The sequence below is a fragment of the Patulibacter brassicae genome, from assembly GCF_033949425.1.
In the GTDB taxonomy this organism is placed as follows: domain Bacteria; phylum Actinomycetota; class Thermoleophilia; order Solirubrobacterales; family Solirubrobacteraceae; genus Patulibacter; species Patulibacter brassicae.
This window is the reverse complement of record NZ_JAXAVX010000003.1, coordinates 242,127-258,752: the sequence shown is the minus strand read 5'-3', so window position 1 is coordinate 258,752 and position 16,626 is coordinate 242,127. Positions and strand designations below refer to the sequence as shown.

General features: G+C 77.0%; 14 protein-coding genes. 7 read left to right on the top strand and 7 right to left on the bottom strand.

The window, feature by feature from the left end; genetic code table 11:
• Nucleotides 1-64: 64 nt before the first annotated feature.
• Nucleotides 65-1,141: a glycosyltransferase family 4 protein gene (locus SK069_RS08835; RefSeq protein WP_319953847.1), complete on the top strand. Its 1,077-nt coding sequence runs from the start codon at nucleotides 65-67 to the stop codon at nucleotides 1,139-1,141.
• Between the two features lie 234 nt (nucleotides 1,142-1,375).
• Entirely contained in the window at nucleotides 1,376-2,563 is a 1,188-nt protein-coding gene (locus tag SK069_RS08830) for a glycosyltransferase (protein ID WP_319953846.1), read from the top strand.
• Between the two features lie 63 nt (nucleotides 2,564-2,626).
• On the opposite strand, the gene SK069_RS08825 is transcribed toward SK069_RS08830, so the two are convergent.
• The 5 genes from SK069_RS08825 to SK069_RS08805 all read right to left on the bottom strand — a co-directional run bounded on the left by SK069_RS08825 (nucleotide 2,627) and on the right by SK069_RS08805 (nucleotide 9,681).
• A complete protein-coding gene (locus tag SK069_RS08825) occupies nucleotides 2,627-4,231 on the bottom strand; it encodes a cellulase family glycosylhydrolase (RefSeq protein WP_319953845.1) in 1,605 nt (534 codons plus the stop codon).
• A 53-nt stretch (nucleotides 4,232-4,284) separates the two neighbouring features.
• The gene (locus tag SK069_RS08820; RefSeq protein WP_319953844.1) at nucleotides 4,285-6,468 is read right to left on the bottom strand and encodes a tetratricopeptide repeat protein; all 2,184 of its coding nucleotides are present in this window, start codon (nucleotides 6,466-6,468) and stop codon (nucleotides 4,285-4,287) included.
• Nucleotides 6,458-7,084, bottom strand: coding sequence for a hypothetical protein (locus tag SK069_RS08815; RefSeq protein WP_319953843.1), 627 nt, complete (start codon nucleotides 7,082-7,084; stop codon nucleotides 6,458-6,460). Before SK069_RS08815 ends, SK069_RS08820 begins: the two co-directional genes overlap by 11 nt.
• Before the next feature lie 174 nt (nucleotides 7,085-7,258).
• Nucleotides 7,259-8,314: a glycosyltransferase family 4 protein gene (locus SK069_RS08810; protein WP_319953842.1), complete on the bottom strand. Its 1,056-nt coding sequence runs from the start codon at nucleotides 8,312-8,314 to the stop codon at nucleotides 7,259-7,261.
• A gap of 8 nt (nucleotides 8,315-8,322) precedes the next feature.
• The gene (locus SK069_RS08805) at nucleotides 8,323-9,681 is read right to left on the bottom strand and encodes a glycosyltransferase (RefSeq protein WP_319953841.1); all 1,359 of its coding nucleotides are present in this window, start codon (nucleotides 9,679-9,681) and stop codon (nucleotides 8,323-8,325) included.
• Nucleotides 9,682-9,772: 91 nt separating this feature from the next.
• On the opposite strand from SK069_RS08805, the gene SK069_RS08800 reads away from it, so the two are divergent.
• The 5 genes from SK069_RS08800 (at nucleotide 9,773) to SK069_RS08780 (ending at nucleotide 14,760) form a co-directional block, all read left to right on the top strand.
• Nucleotides 9,773-10,552 carry a glycosyltransferase family 2 protein gene (locus SK069_RS08800; RefSeq protein ID WP_319953840.1) on the top strand — a complete coding sequence of 260 codons (780 nt, stop codon included), beginning with the start codon at nucleotides 9,773-9,775 and terminating at the stop codon, nucleotides 10,550-10,552.
• 122 nt (nucleotides 10,553-10,674) lie between these two features.
• Nucleotides 10,675-11,163, top strand: coding sequence for a DUF6314 family protein (locus tag SK069_RS08795; protein ID WP_319953839.1), 489 nt, complete (start codon nucleotides 10,675-10,677; stop codon nucleotides 11,161-11,163).
• Entirely contained in the window at nucleotides 11,160-12,278 is a 1,119-nt protein-coding gene (locus tag SK069_RS08790) for a glycosyltransferase family 4 protein (RefSeq protein WP_319953838.1), read from the top strand. Before SK069_RS08795 ends, SK069_RS08790 begins: the two co-directional genes overlap by 4 nt.
• 120 nt (nucleotides 12,279-12,398) lie before the next feature.
• Complete coding sequence (gene galE / locus SK069_RS08785; RefSeq protein ID WP_319953837.1) at nucleotides 12,399-13,427, top strand: UDP-glucose 4-epimerase GalE; 1,029 nt, start codon at nucleotides 12,399-12,401, stop codon at nucleotides 13,425-13,427.
• A 10-nt stretch (nucleotides 13,428-13,437) separates the two neighbouring features.
• The gene (locus SK069_RS08780; RefSeq protein ID WP_319953836.1) at nucleotides 13,438-14,760 is read left to right on the top strand and encodes a hypothetical protein; all 1,323 of its coding nucleotides are present in this window, start codon (nucleotides 13,438-13,440) and stop codon (nucleotides 14,758-14,760) included.
• Nucleotides 14,761-14,766: 6 nt separating this feature from the next.
• Here SK069_RS08780 and SK069_RS08775 read toward each other — a convergent pair whose 3' ends face one another.
• Entirely contained in the window at nucleotides 14,767-15,726 is a 960-nt protein-coding gene (locus tag SK069_RS08775; protein WP_319953835.1) for an NAD-dependent epimerase/dehydratase family protein, read from the bottom strand.
• 28 nt (nucleotides 15,727-15,754) lie between these two features.
• The gene (locus SK069_RS08770) at nucleotides 15,755-16,615 is read right to left on the bottom strand and encodes a class I SAM-dependent methyltransferase (RefSeq protein ID WP_319953834.1); all 861 of its coding nucleotides are present in this window, start codon (nucleotides 16,613-16,615) and stop codon (nucleotides 15,755-15,757) included.
• Nucleotides 16,616-16,626: the final 11 nt, after the last annotated feature.

Below are 16,626 nucleotides of genomic sequence, written 5' to 3'. Positions count from 1 at the left end.
GGACGCCGCGACCGATCATCTAGGGTCCGGACCGGATGGCCTGGCCGCGACCAGCGGAGCGCTCGTGAAGGTCCTGCTCGACACGAGCTACGCCCTGCGCGGCGCGACCGGCACCGGGGTCTACCTCGAGCGGCTGGCCGCCGCGCTGCGGGACGAGGGCGTCGACGTGCGCACCGTCGCCGACGTCACGCGCGGCGCCCCGGGCGGAGGCCGCGTGCGCTCGGCGCGCAACCTCGTCCACGACCTCCGCTGGCTCCACGAGGAGCTGCCGCGGCACGCGCGTCGACAGGGCGTGGACGTCCTGCACCACCCGCTGCCGGCGCACGCGCGGCGCCTGGGCGACGTGGCGCAGGTGCTGACGGTCCACGACCTGGCCTTCGAGGTCCTGCCCGAGTGCTTCGACCCGCGCTTCGCCCGCTGGGCGTCGCGCACGCACCGGACCGCCGCGCTGCGCACCGGCGCGGTCGTCGCCGTGTCCCGCACGACGGCGCGCGACGTCCGCGAGCGGTGGGGGGTCCCCGCCGACCGGATCGTCGTCGCCCCCCATGGCCCCGGGCAGTGGCGGGCCCGCGACGTGCGCGCGGGGCGCACGGTCCGCGACGCGCCGGCGCCCGGGCGCCCGTACCTGCTCTACGTCGGCGACGCCGAGCCCCGCAAGGACCTGCCGACGCTGCGCGCCGGCTACGCGCTCCTGCGCGACGCGCTGGGGGACGGGACGCCCGACCTCGTCCTCGCCGGTCGGCTCGACCTGCCGCCGGCCCCGGGGGAGCGGCTCGTGCAGGAGCCCGATGCGGAGGCGCTCCTGACGCTCATGGACGGCGCGCTGGCGCTCGTGCACCCCGCGCTGCACGAGGGGGTCGGGCTGACGCCGCTGGAGGCGATGGCACGGGGCGTGCCGGTCGTCGCCGCGCGCGCGCCCGGCGTCACCGAGACCGTCGAGGACGCCGCCGCGCTCTTCCCGCCCCGTGACGCGGACGCCCTCGCCGGCGTCCTGGCGCGGGTGGCGACCGAGCCGCGGATGCGCGAGCGCCTCGTCCAGGCGGGGCGGCGCGTGGCCGGCGCGCGCAGCTGGACCCAGGCGGCGCAGGCGCACGTCGCGGCCTACGAGCTGGCGCTGCGACGCACGCGCGACGGCGACTGAGTCGGGAGGCACCGACGATCGGCCGCGAGGCCCCGAGGATCGGTGGATCCTGGCGGAGCGCGGATGCTCCGACCGGCGACCGCGAGCATCGGTCGCGCCGCGTGAGGGGCGTCGCACCCGCGGGGCACCGCACCACCGGCTGGCGGACCGGCGGGGAGGAGGGTCGCTCAGGTACCCTCGCGTGCTCCGGTGCGTGGCTCGGGCGCGCCCCGAGCGGGTGCCGGAGCCCACCCCATGAAGATCGCGATCCTCGGCACCCGCGGCATCCCGGCCGCCTACAGCGGCTTCGAGACGGCCGCGGAGCACCTCGCCGAGCGGCTCGTGCAGCGGGGGCACGAGGTCCACGTCTACTGCCGGCCCCACGTCGTCGACGCGGACCTCAAGGAGCACCTCGGCGCGCGGCTCATCCACCTGCCGACGATCCGCAACAAGTACCTGGACACCTTCGTCCACACGTACCTCTCGGCCGAGCACTGCGTCCGCCGGCTGCGGCCCGACGTCGCGCTCTTCTTCATCGCCGGCAACAGCCCGCTCACGCGCCTGACGCGCAAGGCCGGGCTGCCGACGGTCATCAACGTCGACGGCCTGGACTCGGACCGCTCGAAGTGGCCGGCCGCCGCGAAGGCGTACCTCCGCTTCGCCGAGCGCCATGCGCCCCGCTGGGCCGACGTCGCCCTGACCGACAGCGACGCCGTCGCCGAGATCTTCGCGCAGCGCTACGGGCAGCGGATCGACGTCATCCCCTACGGCGTGCAGGACCCCGACTACGGCACGACCGATGCGCTGCAGGCGCTCGGCCTGGAGCCGCGCGAGTACGTGCTCTTCGTCGGGCGCCTCGAGCCGGAGAACAACCCCCATATGCTCGTGGACGCGTTCAGCCGGATCCCGTACGAGGCGACGAAGGGCAAGAAGCTCGTCATCGTCGGCGGCGCGCCGTACGCCCACGAGTTCATCCGCAACGTCCGCCGCGGCGCGGATCCGCGGGTCGTCTTCCCCGGCTACGTCTTCGGCCGCGGCTACTGGGAGCTGCAGAAGCACAGCTACCTCTCGGTCGTGCCGACCGAGGTCGGCGGCACGCACCCGGTGATCCTCGAGGCGATGGCGGCGGGGGCGGCGGTGCTCGTGAACGACCACGCCCCGAACGTCGAGACGATCGGCGGCGCCGGCGCGACGTTCTCCGGGTCCGAGGGCGCCCCGGCGCTCGCCCGCGAGCTCGAGGCGCTGCTGCGCGACCCCGAGCGGGTCGCCGGCCTGCGCGACGCGGCGCTCGAGCGCGCGAAGGCCTACTCCTGGGACGTCGTCACCGACCGCTACGAGGCGCTGCTGCAGCGCGTCGTCGAGGGCCGCGGCGCCGGGCGCCTGGACGCCTCGCTCGTCGACCACGACGCCCCGGCGCCGTCGCTCGCCGGGCTCGTCCCCTAGCGCGGGAGCGCCGGGCCCGGGGCGGGGCTCAGCGGGCTCCGCCGATCATCGGCGGAGCCAGCGTCAGCGGCGCGCGCGGAACGAGACGCCGCGGCTGTAGTACGTCTTCGTCCCGCTCTTCCAGGCCAGGCGCACCGCGCCGGTGCGGCGCACGCGGATCGTGCGGTTCACGAAGCCGTACTTGCTCGTCCGGTACCGCGCGAGGCGCCGGTAGGAGCCCTTCGCGCCGCGGACCTGGACCTCGACGGTCCGCGCGCCGCTGCCGGCCCCGGGCCGCACGCGACCCCACAGCGGCAGGCGGCCCTTGCTGTCGGCGTTGCGCCGCGGCAGGTAGATCGGCAGGCGGTACGCGTCGTAGCTCGGCTTCGCGCGGCCCTCGCGCCCCGAGCCCTCGCCGAAGCGCAGGCCGGTCTGGAAGCTCGAGTTCCAGCGGGTGTTCTCGTTGCTGTCGCCGGCCGTCGGGGCGTCGTCGTAGAGGAGGAACTGCGCGAGCGTCTTGACGTAGCGGTTCTTGTAGGCGATGTACTCGGCCTGGTTGATGTACGCCGCCTGCTTGGCCAGCGACACGCCGAGCGGGTCGGGCGCGAAGGACTGGTAGCCGAACTCGGTCAGGTAGAGGGGGATCGCCTTGCGGTTGACCTTGTAGCGCGCCATCGCGCGCTCGAGCTGGTCGGTGAGCGTCCCGAGGTTCGCCGTCGTGACCCAGTCGTCGGGGTACGTCGGGCGCCGGTCGGGGGCGAGGGTCAGCTCGTAGGGGTGGTGCGCGTAGCCCGTCATCTGGAAGAGCCCCGGGTGCGCGGCGACGAACTCCGCCGCGGTCGGCGTCTCCGGGCACTCGACGGCCTTCGCGTCGGCGCCGGTGAGGAAGCCCATCCGGTCGTTCAGGCAGTACAGGCGACGGAAGAACCGCATGGCGTCCATCGCGGAGGCCCGGGTGCGCCGGTCCTTCGCGGCGTGCGTGCCCTTCGGGGCCGTCTCGCCGACGAGGATCGTGTCGGACTGCGGCGTGTGGCCCGTGGCCTGCAGCGCCGCCCAGGAGGCGTCGACGAGGCGGCGGTACTGCTGCGGCGACTGCTCGACGCCGGAGGTCCCCACGGCCGTCCACTGCGGCGACAGCCAGCCGCCCTGGTTCGGCTCGTTCCAGATCGACCAGTAGTCGATCCGGGGCCGGGGCGCGGTCGCGCCGGAGGGCACGAAGTCGCCGGCGTAGCGGCGGCCGAGCGCGACCATGAACGCCCCGAACTCCTCCGGGCTGGGGTTCGTGCGGTCCGCGATCCGGGCGTCGAACGCGCCCGACATCGCCCACAGCGGCCCCGGGGCGGTCGGGTTGAGGTTCACCTTCATGCCGCGCGCGTGGATCGCGTCGATGAGGTCGTCGTAGCGCGCCCACGCCGACGCGGCGTAGGCGTTCGGGTCGCTGCCGTCGAAGCCCTCGGGCTTCGTGCCGGACGTCGGCTGCGGCGCGAGGAGGTTCCAGAAGACGCTGACGCGGATGCGGTCCACGCCGAGGGCCTTGACCTCGTCGAGCGTCGCGTTGCGGACCTTCGGCGTGCCGTAGACGAGGCGCGGATCGTCCTGGAACGTCGACTCCATCCGGGAGTACGCGCTGGCGCCGGCGGTCGGCAGCAGGACGAGGAGGGTGGCGGTCAGGAGCAGCAGTCGGCGCATGGGGGCACGGGTTGGAACCCAGGAGGGGGGCGAAGGTCGCGGTCCGGCCGGCGTCATCCGCGCGCGGCGCGCCGCTCGGCCGCCTGCTGCTCGCGGGCGGCGCGCTTCTCCGTCGCGCGCCGCGTCGCCGCGATCGCGACGAGCTGCGCGGCGCGGCTCGTCGGGGCCAGGCGCAGCGCGACGCCGGCGGCGCGCTGGGCGTTGTACGGGCGATCGGCGACGTCGAGCTCGAAGCGGGCCAGGCGCTGCCACGTGTCCGGGACGGCCGGCTGGCGCTCCACGGCGTGCTCGTAGACGGCGCGGGCGCCGTCGACGTCGCCCTTGCGGGCGAGCACCGTGCCGAGCACGTAGTCGGCGTCGGCGGACAGCGGGTTCCGTCGCCGCGCGTCGCGCGCGTCGCGCTCGGCGGCCGCGACGTCGCCGCGCTCGAGGGCCGCGAACGCGGATTCCTGCGCGCGCTGCGAGCGCCACGGCGCGGCGACCGACAGGCCCGCCAGCACCACCGCGACGGCGACGCCGGCCGCGGCCGCGCCCCGCGGTCCGGCGATCCGCAGCGCGGGCCGGGGCCGCGGGACGAACGCGCCCTCCGCGCCGCGGCCGACGACCCAGCCGGCGAGGAGCATCATCGGCAGCGTCACGCCGGGCACGAACCACGCCCAGTCCGCGACGGAGGTCACCGCGAAGGTCGCGACGATCGCCGTGGCCGCGACGAGCCCGTCGCGCTCGGGGCGCAGGCCGCCACGCGGCCGGGCGGGCACGCCGGGCGTGCGCAGGTAGCCGAGGGCGCGGGCGGCCGCGGCGACGAACGCCAGCCCGAAGGCCAGCGAGACGAGCATGCCGATCCAGCCGAGGTCGGCGAGCGTCTGGGGCACCCAGCCGTGCGCGTGCTTGGCGACCGCGACGTCGGTCCGCACGCGCGGCTGCACGGCGCCGAACCCGTCGGCGCCGACGCCGCGCAGCGGCTGCGCCTCGAAGACGTCGAAGGCCTGGCGCCAGTAGCGCGAGCGGAACGAGCCGACGGCCCCCAGGCGCGACGGGTCGCCCTTCGGCACCGCGGCGTCGGGGTCGGTGAGCTGGGTCCAGGCGTGGGAGACCGAGCCCGTGAGGCCGCGCTCGCTCGACGCGACGACCGCGACCCCGCCGATCGGCACGACCGCGACGGCGCAGGCGACGATCAGCCCGAGCCGGCGGCGCTCTGCGGCGCCCACGCCGGCGAAGAGCATCGCGAACTCGATCGCGAGGCCGACGACGAGCAGGACGACGAGCGTCGCGACGAGCAGCACGCCGAGCTCCGCCCCCGCCGACTCGCGGGCGGCGAGCGCCACGTTGTCGGTCGAGAGCGCGTCGTTCGCGAAGGTCCAGATCCCGACGAACCCGCCCCCGGCGACGCCGACGGCGAGCACGAGCAGGCTGTGCAGGCGACGCGGCGCGAGGGCGATCCAGAGCGCGACGCCGATCGCCGCGGCGGCCAGGCCGCCGCGGGAGTAGGACTGCAGCAGGCCGAGGACGGCGATCGCCGCGATCGGGTAGGCGAGCGCGTTCAGCGGCTGGTAGCCGGTGCGGCGGCTGCCGAGCCAGAGCGAGAGGACGAGCGCGAACGCCGCGATCGCGCCGAGGCCGTTCCAGTAGCCGATCGGGTCCTGCAGCCGGGCGTAGACCTGGGCGGGATCGATCGCCTCGGGGAAGACCTTGTGCCCGAGCCCGAGCAGGACGACGATCGTCGACCCGAGCAGCACGCCGCCGAGCGGGGCCTGCCAGCGGCCCGGCGCCAGGCGGGCGCCCGCGACGCCGGCCGCCATGACGGCGAGGTACGTGAGGATCCGGTTGGCGTCCTGCCACGAGGCGTCGGGCGCCACCGACCACGAGATCGACGCGCCCGTCAGCACGACGAGCGCGCCGCCGAGGGCGAGCGTCCCGGCGCCCCAGGGCCGCGCGGTGCCCGGCGCGGCCAGCAGGGACGCGACGCAGACGAGCCCCGAGACGAGCAGCAGTCCGAGCAGCACCGGGGCCGTGCGCCCGACGTCGGCGCCGATCTGGGCCTCGGTGACCGTCCAGACGAAGAGCGCGGCGATGAGCAGCGTCCACGGCAGGTCGCCGCGCAGCAGCCCGGTCAGGCGGGCGCGGCCGGTGACCGGCGCGCGGGCCGGAGCCGGGGCCGTCCCGACGACCGGCAGCGTGCGGGTGCGCTGCGCGTCCGCCGTCGGGTCGCCCTGGGGCGACGGTGCCTCAGTGGCCACGGTGGCGTCGCAGGCTCCGGATCGCGACGGCCCCGCCGGCGAGGCAGGCGGCGGCGCCGCAGCCGATGAGGGCCAGCAGCAGCGAGGTCGGCAGCGACGCGCCGGCCTCGCCGAGGTCGGCCGAGGCGGGCACGCGGACGTTGCGCAGCGCGACCTCGTCGGCCTTCGTCGCCTCCGTGGCGACGTCGGTCGCGGCCTTCGTGGCGTTCACCTGCTCCTCGGGGGTCGCGGTGCGCGACGCGCCGACCGCGCCCGAGGTGTCGGCGCCCTGTCCGGCGTCGCCGCCGCTGCTGCTCGAGCTGCCGCCCCCGGACGAGCCGCCCGACCCGCCGGAGCCGGATCCCGAGCCCGACGAGCCCGAGCCGCCGGAGCCCTTCGAGCCGGCGGTGGACATCGCCGTGGCGATGACGTCGGCGCAGTCGCCGTAGTCGGCCTCGCCGGCGGCCATGTTGCGCAGCGCGAGCTCGAGGTCGCGCTGCGAGTAGCGCCCCTCGAGCGACCCGTCGGTGCAGTCCTTCAGCACGGCGCGGTAGTCCGCGCTCGCGGGGGCCGCGCCGCCGGCCGCGAAGGCCAGGAGGACGATCGGGAGGGGCAGGAGGCGGAGGAGGGAGCGCACGGGGAGTTCGCGTTCGTATCGGGTTCGCGAGCAGCCGGACGATCGTCGCGGGCGCCGCGCGGGTGACCTGGGGAGCGCGGCGGCGACGAACGCTGGCCGTCAACGCTAGCAACCGTCGCCGAGGCGGGAAGTTGCGCACGCGCGCGCCCAGGGACGCCGTACGCGCCCCGCGGCTCAGCGTGCCTCGGCCGCCTCGACGGCGGCGAGCATCCCCGAGGCCCAGGCGGCGAACGAGAACGCCCCGACGTCGCGGCGCCCGGCCTCCCCGAGCGCCCGCGCGGCCGGCGGGTCGACCGCCAGCGCGGTGAGCGCGCGGGCGAGCTCGATCGGCTGGCCGGCCGGGACGATCCGTCCGTTGCGCCCGTCCCGCACGAGCCCGCCGGCGGCGGCGCCGACGGCGTCCGTGGCGAGCACCGGCACGCCGCGGTGCATCGCCTCGTTGCAGACGAGGCCCCACGGCTCGACGAATCCGGGCGTGCGCTCGGACGGCACGCACAGGACGTCGCTGCGGTCCAGCCAGCCGCGGACCTCGTCGGGCGGCACCGACCCGAGCGCGCGCGCTCCCGGCAGCCCGGCGTCGGCGGCCGGCTGCGGGCCGAGCAGCACGAGCTCGGCGCCGATCGCCTCGTGGAGCTTCGCCTGGCGCCAGGCGACGAGCAGGCTCTCGACGCCCTTGCCCGGCGCGTCGCGTCCGACGTAGAGGACCCGGAACGGGTCGTCGGCCGGGCGCGGCGCCGGTGCGGGCACGACCCACGTGGCGGGGTCGACGGCCTGCGGGGCGACGAGCACGCGACGAGCGCCGAGTCCCGAGACGTGGGCGGCGACGTGCGAGCCGTAGGCCGCCACGGCATCGGCGTCGCGCACGATCCGCCGCAGCAGCGGCCGGGCGAGGAGGAACGCCGGGGTGCCGGGCTCGTGCCACAGCGCGCTCCAGAGCACGAACGGCCGGCGCGCGCGGCGCGTCGCCCGCCAGGCGGTCGGCAGCGCGATCCGCCCGGCGGTCCCGACGACGACCGCGCGCCAGTCGCCCCGGCGCACGACGCGGGCGATCCGGTGCTCGGGGACGCGGTGCTCCGGGACGCCCGCGTCCGGGGCCGCGCCGGCGAAGTGATGGTCGCGGCCGCCGAACGTCGCGACCTCGACCGGCGCGCGCTCGGCCAGCGCCTGCAGCGCGCCGACGCGCTCGGCGGGGATCCGCGGGGTGACGATGAGGATCGGGCGCGTACCCACGCCGCGCATCATCCTCGATCGGTGGCGGGGCGCTCCGCGAGCTCCCGGTAGATCCGGGCGGTCTGGCGCCCGCAGCGCTCCCACGTGAAGCCCCCGGCCACGGTCCGCTGGGCCTGCGCCCCGAGCGCGCGGCGGTGGGCGGGGTCGGCGAGCAGGTCGTCGAGCGCCTCGGCGAGCGCGGCGACGTCGCCGGGCGGCACGAGCACGAGCCCGTCGCCGGCCGCGGCGATCTCCTGCGGGCCGGGCTCGCCGAGCGCCGCGACCGCCGGCATCCCGGCGGCCATCGCCTCGACGTACGCCACGCCGAACGCCTCGTCGACGGACGGCATGACGAACACGTCGGCGCGCCGCGCGGCCGCGAGCGCCTCGGCGTGCGGCAGCTGCCCGACGAGCTCCACGCGGTCGTCGACGTCGAGCTCGGTGGCCAGGGCCGCGAGCCGCTCGCGCTCGGGGCCGTCGCCGATGATCCGGTAGCGGACCCCGGGGTGGCGGTCGCCCAGCCACGCGAGCGCCCGGATGACGTCGGCGTGGCGCTTGCGGGCCACGAGGTGGGCGACGGTCACGAGCACCGGCTCCGGCGCGGCGGCGGCGATCGTCGTGGCCCGCAGCGGTCCGCTGCCCCAGCGCCCGGGCGCCCGCGCCGGGGCGCGCCGGTCGGTCGAGGCCGCCGGCGGCTCCCAGGAGCGCCCCTCGCGCCACGCGTCGAGCGCGTCGGCGTCCGGCAGGTCGGTGCCGAGGCGCACGACCCGGGTGCGCTCGGCGCCGAGCGCCGCGCAGCGCTCCGCGGTGCCGGCGCTGTTGGCCAGGACGAGCTCGGCACGGGCGAACGTCGCGCGCACGGCCCGCTCGCCCTCGGCCGAGCGGCGCGCGGTGTAGAGGACGTCGCCGCCGTGGACGGAGACGGCGAGCGGCACGCGCGGGACGCCGCGCCGGCCCTCGGCGCGTCGCAGCGCGTCGCCGGCCGGGACCGCGTTGTGGGCGTGGACGACCTCGTAGGGGAAGCGCCGGCGCAGGCGCCGCAGCGCGCGGGCCAGCGGTCGCGCCGCCGACGCGCCCCAGCGCCCGTAGCTGCGGTCGCGCGGCGGCGCGAGGAACCGCACGTAGCGCACCGGGATGCCGTCGATCCGGGCCTCGGCCGGCTGCGCGAGCATCGTGCGCAGGGTCCGCGGCACGTCCCGCAGGCGCGTGGCCCGGGGCGGGACGGGGCGGTAGAGGACGAGCACCTGGACCTCGGCGCCGGCGTCGCGGGCGGCGACCGCCTGGCGGTGCGCCCAGATCCCGAGGACCGGGTCCTCGGCCCGCGGGTAGAACTCCGCGACGACGCAGACCTTCGGGCCGGCGCCCTCGATGGCGGGGGATCGACGCACGGGCGGGGTAGGCTGCAACGCGCCGGACTCTACGGCGTCGCGTGGCCTCCGTCGTGGACCACCGGTGACCGGCGGCGCTCCCGCTGACCCGATGGATCCCGAGCTCGTCGTCCAGATCGTGAACTTCCGGACGCGGGACGTCCTCGGTCCGTGCCTCGACGGCGTCCTGGCGGACCTCGACGACGTGGGGATCCCGCACCGGGTGCTCGTGCTGGAGAACGGCTCCGGCGACGACCTCTCCGACCTCGTCGCGGCACGCGGCGACCGCGTCGAGCTGCTCGTCGGCGCGCGGAACCTCGGCTTCGGCGGCGGGCACAACCGCCTGGCGGCCGCCGCCCGGTCGCCGTGGCTCTGCTGCGTGAACCCCGACGTGACGATCCCGCGACCCGGCGTCCTGCGCGGGCTGCTGCGCCACGGCGCCGACCCGCGCGTGGTGGCCGTCGGGCCGCTGCTGCGGACGGAGGACGGCGCGCCGCAGCGGTGGGACCACGGCGAGCTGCGCGGCGTGCGCGCCGCCGTCGCGCGCGGCGCCGGGCACAGCCACTGGCGGACGCGCTCCCGGCCCGTCCCGGCGGCGTGGGTCTCCGGCGCGTTCCTGCTCCTTCGCCGGTCGGCGTTCGACGCGGTCGGCGGCTTCGACGAGGGGTTCTTCCTCTACAAGGAGGAGGAGGACCTCTGCCTGCGGCTGCGCGGGCGCGGCGGTCGGATCGTCTACGACCCGACCGTCTCGGCGGGCCACGTCGGCGGCGTCGTGGCGCGGCGGGACGAGCACCTCGACGCGTCGCTGGCGCGCTTCCGGGCCAAGCACGTCCCGCCGCTGCGGGGCGCCGCGTGCGACTGGCTCTTCCGCAACGTCACGCGACGGATCTGACGGCGATGGGCGCCCCGGACCGGACCGCCGTGCGGTCGCGTGGCGGATCGTCCTCGACGGGCGAGGCGGATCCGCCACGCGAGCCGGGGCCCGCGACGGGGCGGCGTACGCTGGACGGCGCCATGGACGCCGCCCACGGCCTGCTCGCGGTTCCCGACCTGCCCGCCTTCCTCCTCGGGGCGTGGACGATCGAGCGCGAGATCGACGACCGCCTCGCCGGCCGGCGAGGCACGCTGCGCGGCACCGCGACGTTCCGCCCCCGGGGCGCGCGGCTCGAGTGGCTCGAGCGCGGCACGCTGCGGATCGGCGACCTCGAGACGGCGGCGACGCGACGGCTGTGGATCGTGCCCGCCGACGAGGACGTGGGCCGGCCGAGCCCGGCGGGGGCGCCGCCATCGCGTGCGGTCGGTCGCTGGGAGGTCCGCTTCGAGGACGGCCGGCCGTTCCATCCGCTCGACCTTCGCGACGGCGGCTGCGCGGTCGACCACCCGTGCCGCGCCGACCACTACGCCGGCAGCTACGCGGTCCTCGACCGCGACGCGTTCCGCGCGCGCTGGCGCGTCGTCGGGCCGCGCAAGGACCAGCTGATCTCGTCGCTCTACCGCCGGTGATCCTCCACCTCCACCACCGGTACCGGACGCTCGGCGGCGAGGAGGCGGCCGTCGCGGCCCTGCGCGCGCTGACCGAGGAGCGGCTCGGCGAGGGCACGGCGCTGCTCGAGCGCGACTCCGCCGCCGTCCCGTCGTCGCGGGCCGCGCTGGGCCTGCTGCGCGGTGGGCTGGATCCCGACGAGGTCGCCGCGGCGGTGCGGCGGACCGGCGCGCGGATCGTCCACGCGCACAACGTGCATCCGACGTTCGGCGTGCGGGCGCTGCGCGCCGCCCGCGCGGCCGGGGCGCGCGTGGTCCTGCAGCTGCACAACTACCGGCTCGTGTGCGCCATCGGGACCTGCGTGCGCGACGGCCGCGACTGCACGTCCTGCCACGGGCGCGACGTCCGGCCGGGGGTGCGCCACGTCTGCCGCGGCGGGCGGGTCGAGGCGCTCGCGTACGCGGGCGGCCTCGTGCGCCAGCAGCGAGCGCTGCTCGCCGCCGCCGACGCGATCGTCGTGCCGAGCGTCGCCGCGCGCGACCGCCTGCGCGCGCTCGGGATCGTCGTGGACGGTCGCTGGCACGTCGTCCCGCACCCCGTCGTCCCCGGCGCGCCGATCGCGCCCGACCCCGAGGGCGCGGCGATCGTCGCCGGTCGCCTGGCGCCGGAGAAGGGCACCGACGTGGCGATCGCGGCGGCGCGGATCACCGGTCGGCCGCTCGTCGTGGCCAACGGCGGCCCCCAGGAGGAGGCGCTGCGCGCCGCCGCGGCCGACCTGCCCGGCGTCCGCTTCGTCGGCCGGCTGCCGCGACCGGCGCTCGACGCGCTGCGGTCGTCCGCCGCGGTGGAGCTCGTCCCGTCGCTGGCCCACGAGACGTTCGGCCTCGCCGCGGCGGAGTCGATGCTGCGCGGGCTGCCGGTCGTCGCCAGCGACGTGGGGGCGCTGCGCGAGCTCGTCCCCGACGACGCCCGGGTGGCGCCGGGCGACCCCGGGGCGCTGGCCGCCGCCTGGCTGCGCGTGGCCGGCGACGCCGCCGTCGGGGCGCGTCAGCGCGACGCGGCCGCGCGGCTCACGGATCCGGCGGCGGTCGTCGGGCGGCTCGCGGACGCCTACGGCGCGGCGACCGCGGACTGAGCGGCTCCCCGCCCCGCCGCCGGGGCACCTCGTCGCCGGCGCTCGCCAGGAGCCGGTCGGGCCGGCGAGTGCCCGCCCGTTCGCCGGAGCGTCGGCCGCGGCGCCCTACACTGCCGTCGCATGGCGTGGCTCTTGACCGGCGGTGCGGGCTACATCGGCTCGCACATCGTCCAGGCGTTCCTGGCCCAGGGGCGGGAGGTCGTCGTGCTCGACGACCTGTCGTCGGGGTTCCGGGAGTTCGTCCCGGGGAGCGTGACGCTGCACGAGGGGCGGGTCGAGGACGAGGCCGCCGTCGCCGCCGCGCTCGACGCGCAGCCGGTCGAGGGCGTGGTGCACCTCGCGGGCCTGAAGTACGCGGGCGAGTCGGTGAACGTCCCGCTGGACTTCTACCGCGCGAACGTCGAGGGGACCCGCGTCCTGCTCGAGCAGCTCGCGCAGCGCGGGATCGACCGGCTCGTGTTCTCGTCGAGCTCGGCGACCTACGGCACGATCGAGGGCGAGATCGTCGACGAGGACGGCGCGCAGCGGCCCGAGAGCCCGTACGGCGAGTCGAAGCTCATCGGCGAGTGGCTCATCCGCGACCAGGCGCGGGCCCGGCCGTCGCTGCGCCACACCTCGCTGCGGTACTTCAACGTCGTCGGCTCCGGCCCCGCGACCGCCGACGGCGTCTCGCTCGTCGACCACTCGCCGTACAACCTCTTCCCGCTCGTGTTCCGGGCGCTGTCGGCGGACCGCCGGCCGAAGGTCTTCGGCGACGACTACCCGACCGAGGACGGGTCGTGCATCCGCGACTACGTCGACGTCGTCGACCTCGCCGAGGCCCACGTCCGCGCGGCGCTGCTGCTCGAGGAGGGCCGCGAGCTCGCGCCGGCGTACAACGTCGGTCGGGGCGAGGGCGTGTCGGTGCGCGGCATCGTCGAGACGATCCTCGCGGTCGTCGAGCGGGAGGACCTCGGCTACGACGTGGTGGCGCGGCGGCCCGGCGACCCCGCGCGCGTCGTCGGCGACGCGACCCGGATCGAGCGGGACTTCGGCTGGAAGCCGGGCCGCGACCTCGAGCAGATGGTCCGCGGCGCGTGGACGGCGTGGACCGCGCCGGGCGCGGCCGAGCGCGAGGCGGCGCAGGACGCCGCCCGCCGCGCGGGCTAGGCTGCCGCCCGTGCCCCGGCCGGCCCGCCTCCCGCCCCTCGTCGCGGGGGCGCTCCTCGGGCTCGTCGCGCTCGTCGTCGTGCGCCTCCTGCAGGACGGGGCGCACTGGAACTTCAGCGAGGGCGTCTACGCGCTGACCGCCCGACTGCTCCTCGACGGACAGCCGGTCTACGGCGAGGTCGTCGCGGCGCAGCCCCCGGTGCTCTTCGTCGTCGGCGCGGGCATCCTCGCCGTCTCGGACACGATCGAGTGGCTGCGGCTCGCCGTGGCGGCCCTCCAGCTCGGCGGCGGGGTCCTGGCCGCCGTCGCGCTGCGCCGGCTCGGGGCCCCGCGCGCGTCGGTCGCGGCCGCCCCGGCGCTGACGCTCCTGCTGCCGTGGGCGGTGCACGAGCACGGCGCCCTGACGCCCGAGACGGTCGGGCTGCCGCTGCTGCTCGGGGCGTCGCTGCTCGTGGCCCGCCGGGGCGGCGCGCCGTGGGCCGCGCTGCTGCTGTCGCTCGCGGTCTTCACGAAGGTGACGTTCCTGCTGCCGGCGCTCGCCCTGACGCTCGTCGCCGTCGAGCGCCGCCGGCTGGCGGCGTGGCTCGTCGGCGCCCTGATCCTGCAGGCAGGGCTCTGGACGGCGATCTTCGGCGGCGGGCTGTGGGACGACGCGGTCGTGGCGCAGAGCGACAGCGCGACGCGCTCCGTGCGCTACCTCGCCGAGGTCCTCGTGCAGGCCGGATGGAACCTCGCGGGCCCGCTCGCCGGCGCGGCGGCGCTCGCCGTCCTCTGGTGGCGCGCCCGGGGCGCGGGCGCCGACGGAGCCGCGGCCGGCGGGGTCCTGCGGCGGGACCCCGCGCAGCTGCGCGCGAGCGCGGCGCTCGCCGCCGCGATGCTCCTGACGACCGGGACGATGCTGAAGGACGGCACGGCCCTGAACGTCCTGGTGCCGATCGAGGCGGCCCTCCTGCCGGTCGCCCTCCTGGGCCTCGCGCTCGCGTGGCGCGCGTGGCCGGCGCCCGGGGCGCGAGCCGTGCTCGTCGTGCTGGCGGCCTTCCCGCTCGTGCAGTCCGCCGCCCTCCTCGCCCGCCCCGACGATCCCGTCGTCTTCCTGCGACCGCTGTCGGCGGTCGCCTGGAACCGGGCGCTGTCCGGCCAGGAGGTCGACCGCGAGGTGGCGCGGGCTCGGGCCTGCCCCGCGGGCGTCCCCTACAGCGGGGCGCCGTACCTCGCGTTCGTCGCGGTCCGTCGGATGCCGGCCGACCAGCCCGACCTCTTCCTCACCTCGCGCTCGTCGCACCTGCGCGGGACGCTCGCGCGGATGAACGCCGACGTCCCGCGCTGCCCCTGAGCGGGATCAGGCGACGGCGCGCAGCCACCGCACGGTGTCGGCGATGCCGCGATCCAGCGGGATCCGCGCCTCCCAGTCGAGCAGGCGCTTGGCCTTCTCGACGCTCGGCCAGCGGCGCTGCACGTCGACCTGGAACGTCGGCAGGTGCTCGAAGGTCAGCTCGTCGGTGCGCCCGCACTGCTCCCAGATGACGCGGCAGACCTCGGCGATCGTGCGCTCGTCCCCGGCGGAGACGTTGAAGTCCTCGTTGACGCCCGCCTCGTGGCCGGTCGCGGTGACGATGCCGTCGGCGATGTCGTCGACGTGGGTGAGCGTCCGGGTCTGCTCGCCGGTGCCGAAGATCGGCAGCGGGGCGCCCTGGGGCAGGGCGAGGACCTTCTTGATGACGTCGGGGACCATGTGGGCGATCCCGGGCTCGTCCTCGGGCATCTCCCCCGGGCCGTAGGCGTTGAACGGGCGGCAGATCGTGTACGGCAGGCCGTGCTCGTCGTGGGCGGCCTTCACCTGGATCTCGCCCGTGAGCTTCGAGAAGCCGTAGGCGGAGGTCGGCGTCGGCACCTTGTCGACGTGTGCCTCCTCCGTCGGGAAGGTCGTGGCGTTCTCGAACACCATCGAGCTGGAGACGTACGTGAAGCGCTCGAGGTCGTCGGAGGCGATCGCCGCGCCCATGACGCTGTTGTAGAGCGACGAGTTCATGTCGGTCAGCGTGTACGGCAGCTTGTGGAAGTTGCCGATCCCGCCGACGATCGCCGCGAGGTGGATCACGTGGCTGCAGCCCTTCGTGGCGCGCCGGGCCTCGTCGCGATCGCGCAGGTCGCCCTGGTGGATCTCGCACCCCTCGCGCATCCAGTCCGGCGCCTCGCGCTGGTCCGAGACGCGGACCTCGAAGCGCGGGTCGGCGAGGAGACGGCGGACGACGGCCGCACCGATGGTGCCGGCACCGCCGGTGACGAGAACGCGGGGCATCGCGCCGCAGGCTAGCGGGCGGTCCCGCTCAGGCGGCCGGCCGCCGCGCGAGCAGCGTCATGAGCAGCGGCAGCGGCGGGGCGCCGGGGTGCAGGCGGGCGCGGCAGCGGCCGTCGGCCTCCGGCTCCAGCAGGCCGCGCGGGTCGTGCTCGGTCTCGGTGTCCTCGGCGAGGTGCTCGACGACGAGGCCTGCGGCGATCGCGGCCTCGACGTGCTCGCCGACGCTCCACGCCACGCACGCCGCGTCCGTGGCCGCCACGTCGGCGTCCGGGTCGTCGTAGCTGCCCGGCTCGTCGAAGGCCAGGACGGTCCCGCCGCCGTGGGGGAAGTCCAGGAGCAGCGGATCGAGACCGCCGAGCATGCCGTAGACCGGGTGCACGTCGATCAGGACGAGTCGGCCGCCGGGCCGCAGCATCCGCGCGACGGCGGCGAACCAGGCGCGCAGGTCGGTGGCCCACCCCGTGATGCCGATGGTGGCCCACACGAGGTCGAACGACGCGTCGAGCTCGGCAGGCGGCGCCGCGGCGTCGGCGGCCACGAACCGGACGTCCACGCCGCACGCGGCGGCGCGGCGAGCGGCGTGCGCGAGCGCCCGCTGCGAGCGGTCCAGCGCCGTGACGCGGGCGCCCTCGCGGGCGAAGTGGATCGCGTCGCCGGCGAGGTGGCACTGCAGGTGCAGCAGGTCGATCCCGGCGACCCCGTCGGGGAGGACGCGGGCCAGGGCGGCGCGCTCGCAGTCCCAGAGCGGGCTCTCGCCCCGCACCAGCGCGTCCGTGTCGTAGAAGCGCCCCGTCCCGGCGGCGTGCACGTCGGCGAGCGCGTCCCAGCGCGCGGCGTTCAGGCGGTCGGCGGTGACGGCGTCGACGGGACGACCGGGGAGCGGTGGCACGCGCCCATCGT

What these genes read in the sequence shown, in the direction of transcription:
- SK069_RS08830 (WP_319953846.1), top strand. Translation starts at nt 1,376, where the DNA reads ATGAAGATCGCGATCCTCGGCACCCGCGGCATCCCGGCCGCCTACAGC.
- SK069_RS08825 (WP_319953845.1), bottom strand. Translation starts at nt 4,231, where the DNA reads ATGCGCCGACTGCTGCTCCTGACCGCCACCCTCCTCGTCCTGCTGCCG.
- SK069_RS08800 (WP_319953840.1), top strand. Translation starts at nt 9,773, where the DNA reads ATGGATCCCGAGCTCGTCGTCCAGATCGTGAACTTCCGGACGCGGGAC.
- SK069_RS08795 (WP_319953839.1), top strand. Translation starts at nt 10,675, where the DNA reads ATGGACGCCGCCCACGGCCTGCTCGCGGTTCCCGACCTGCCCGCCTTC.
- galE (WP_319953837.1), top strand. Translation starts at nt 12,399, where the DNA reads ATGGCGTGGCTCTTGACCGGCGGTGCGGGCTACATCGGCTCGCACATC.
- SK069_RS08775 (WP_319953835.1), bottom strand. Translation starts at nt 15,726, where the DNA reads ATGCCCCGCGTTCTCGTCACCGGCGGTGCCGGCACCATCGGTGCGGCC.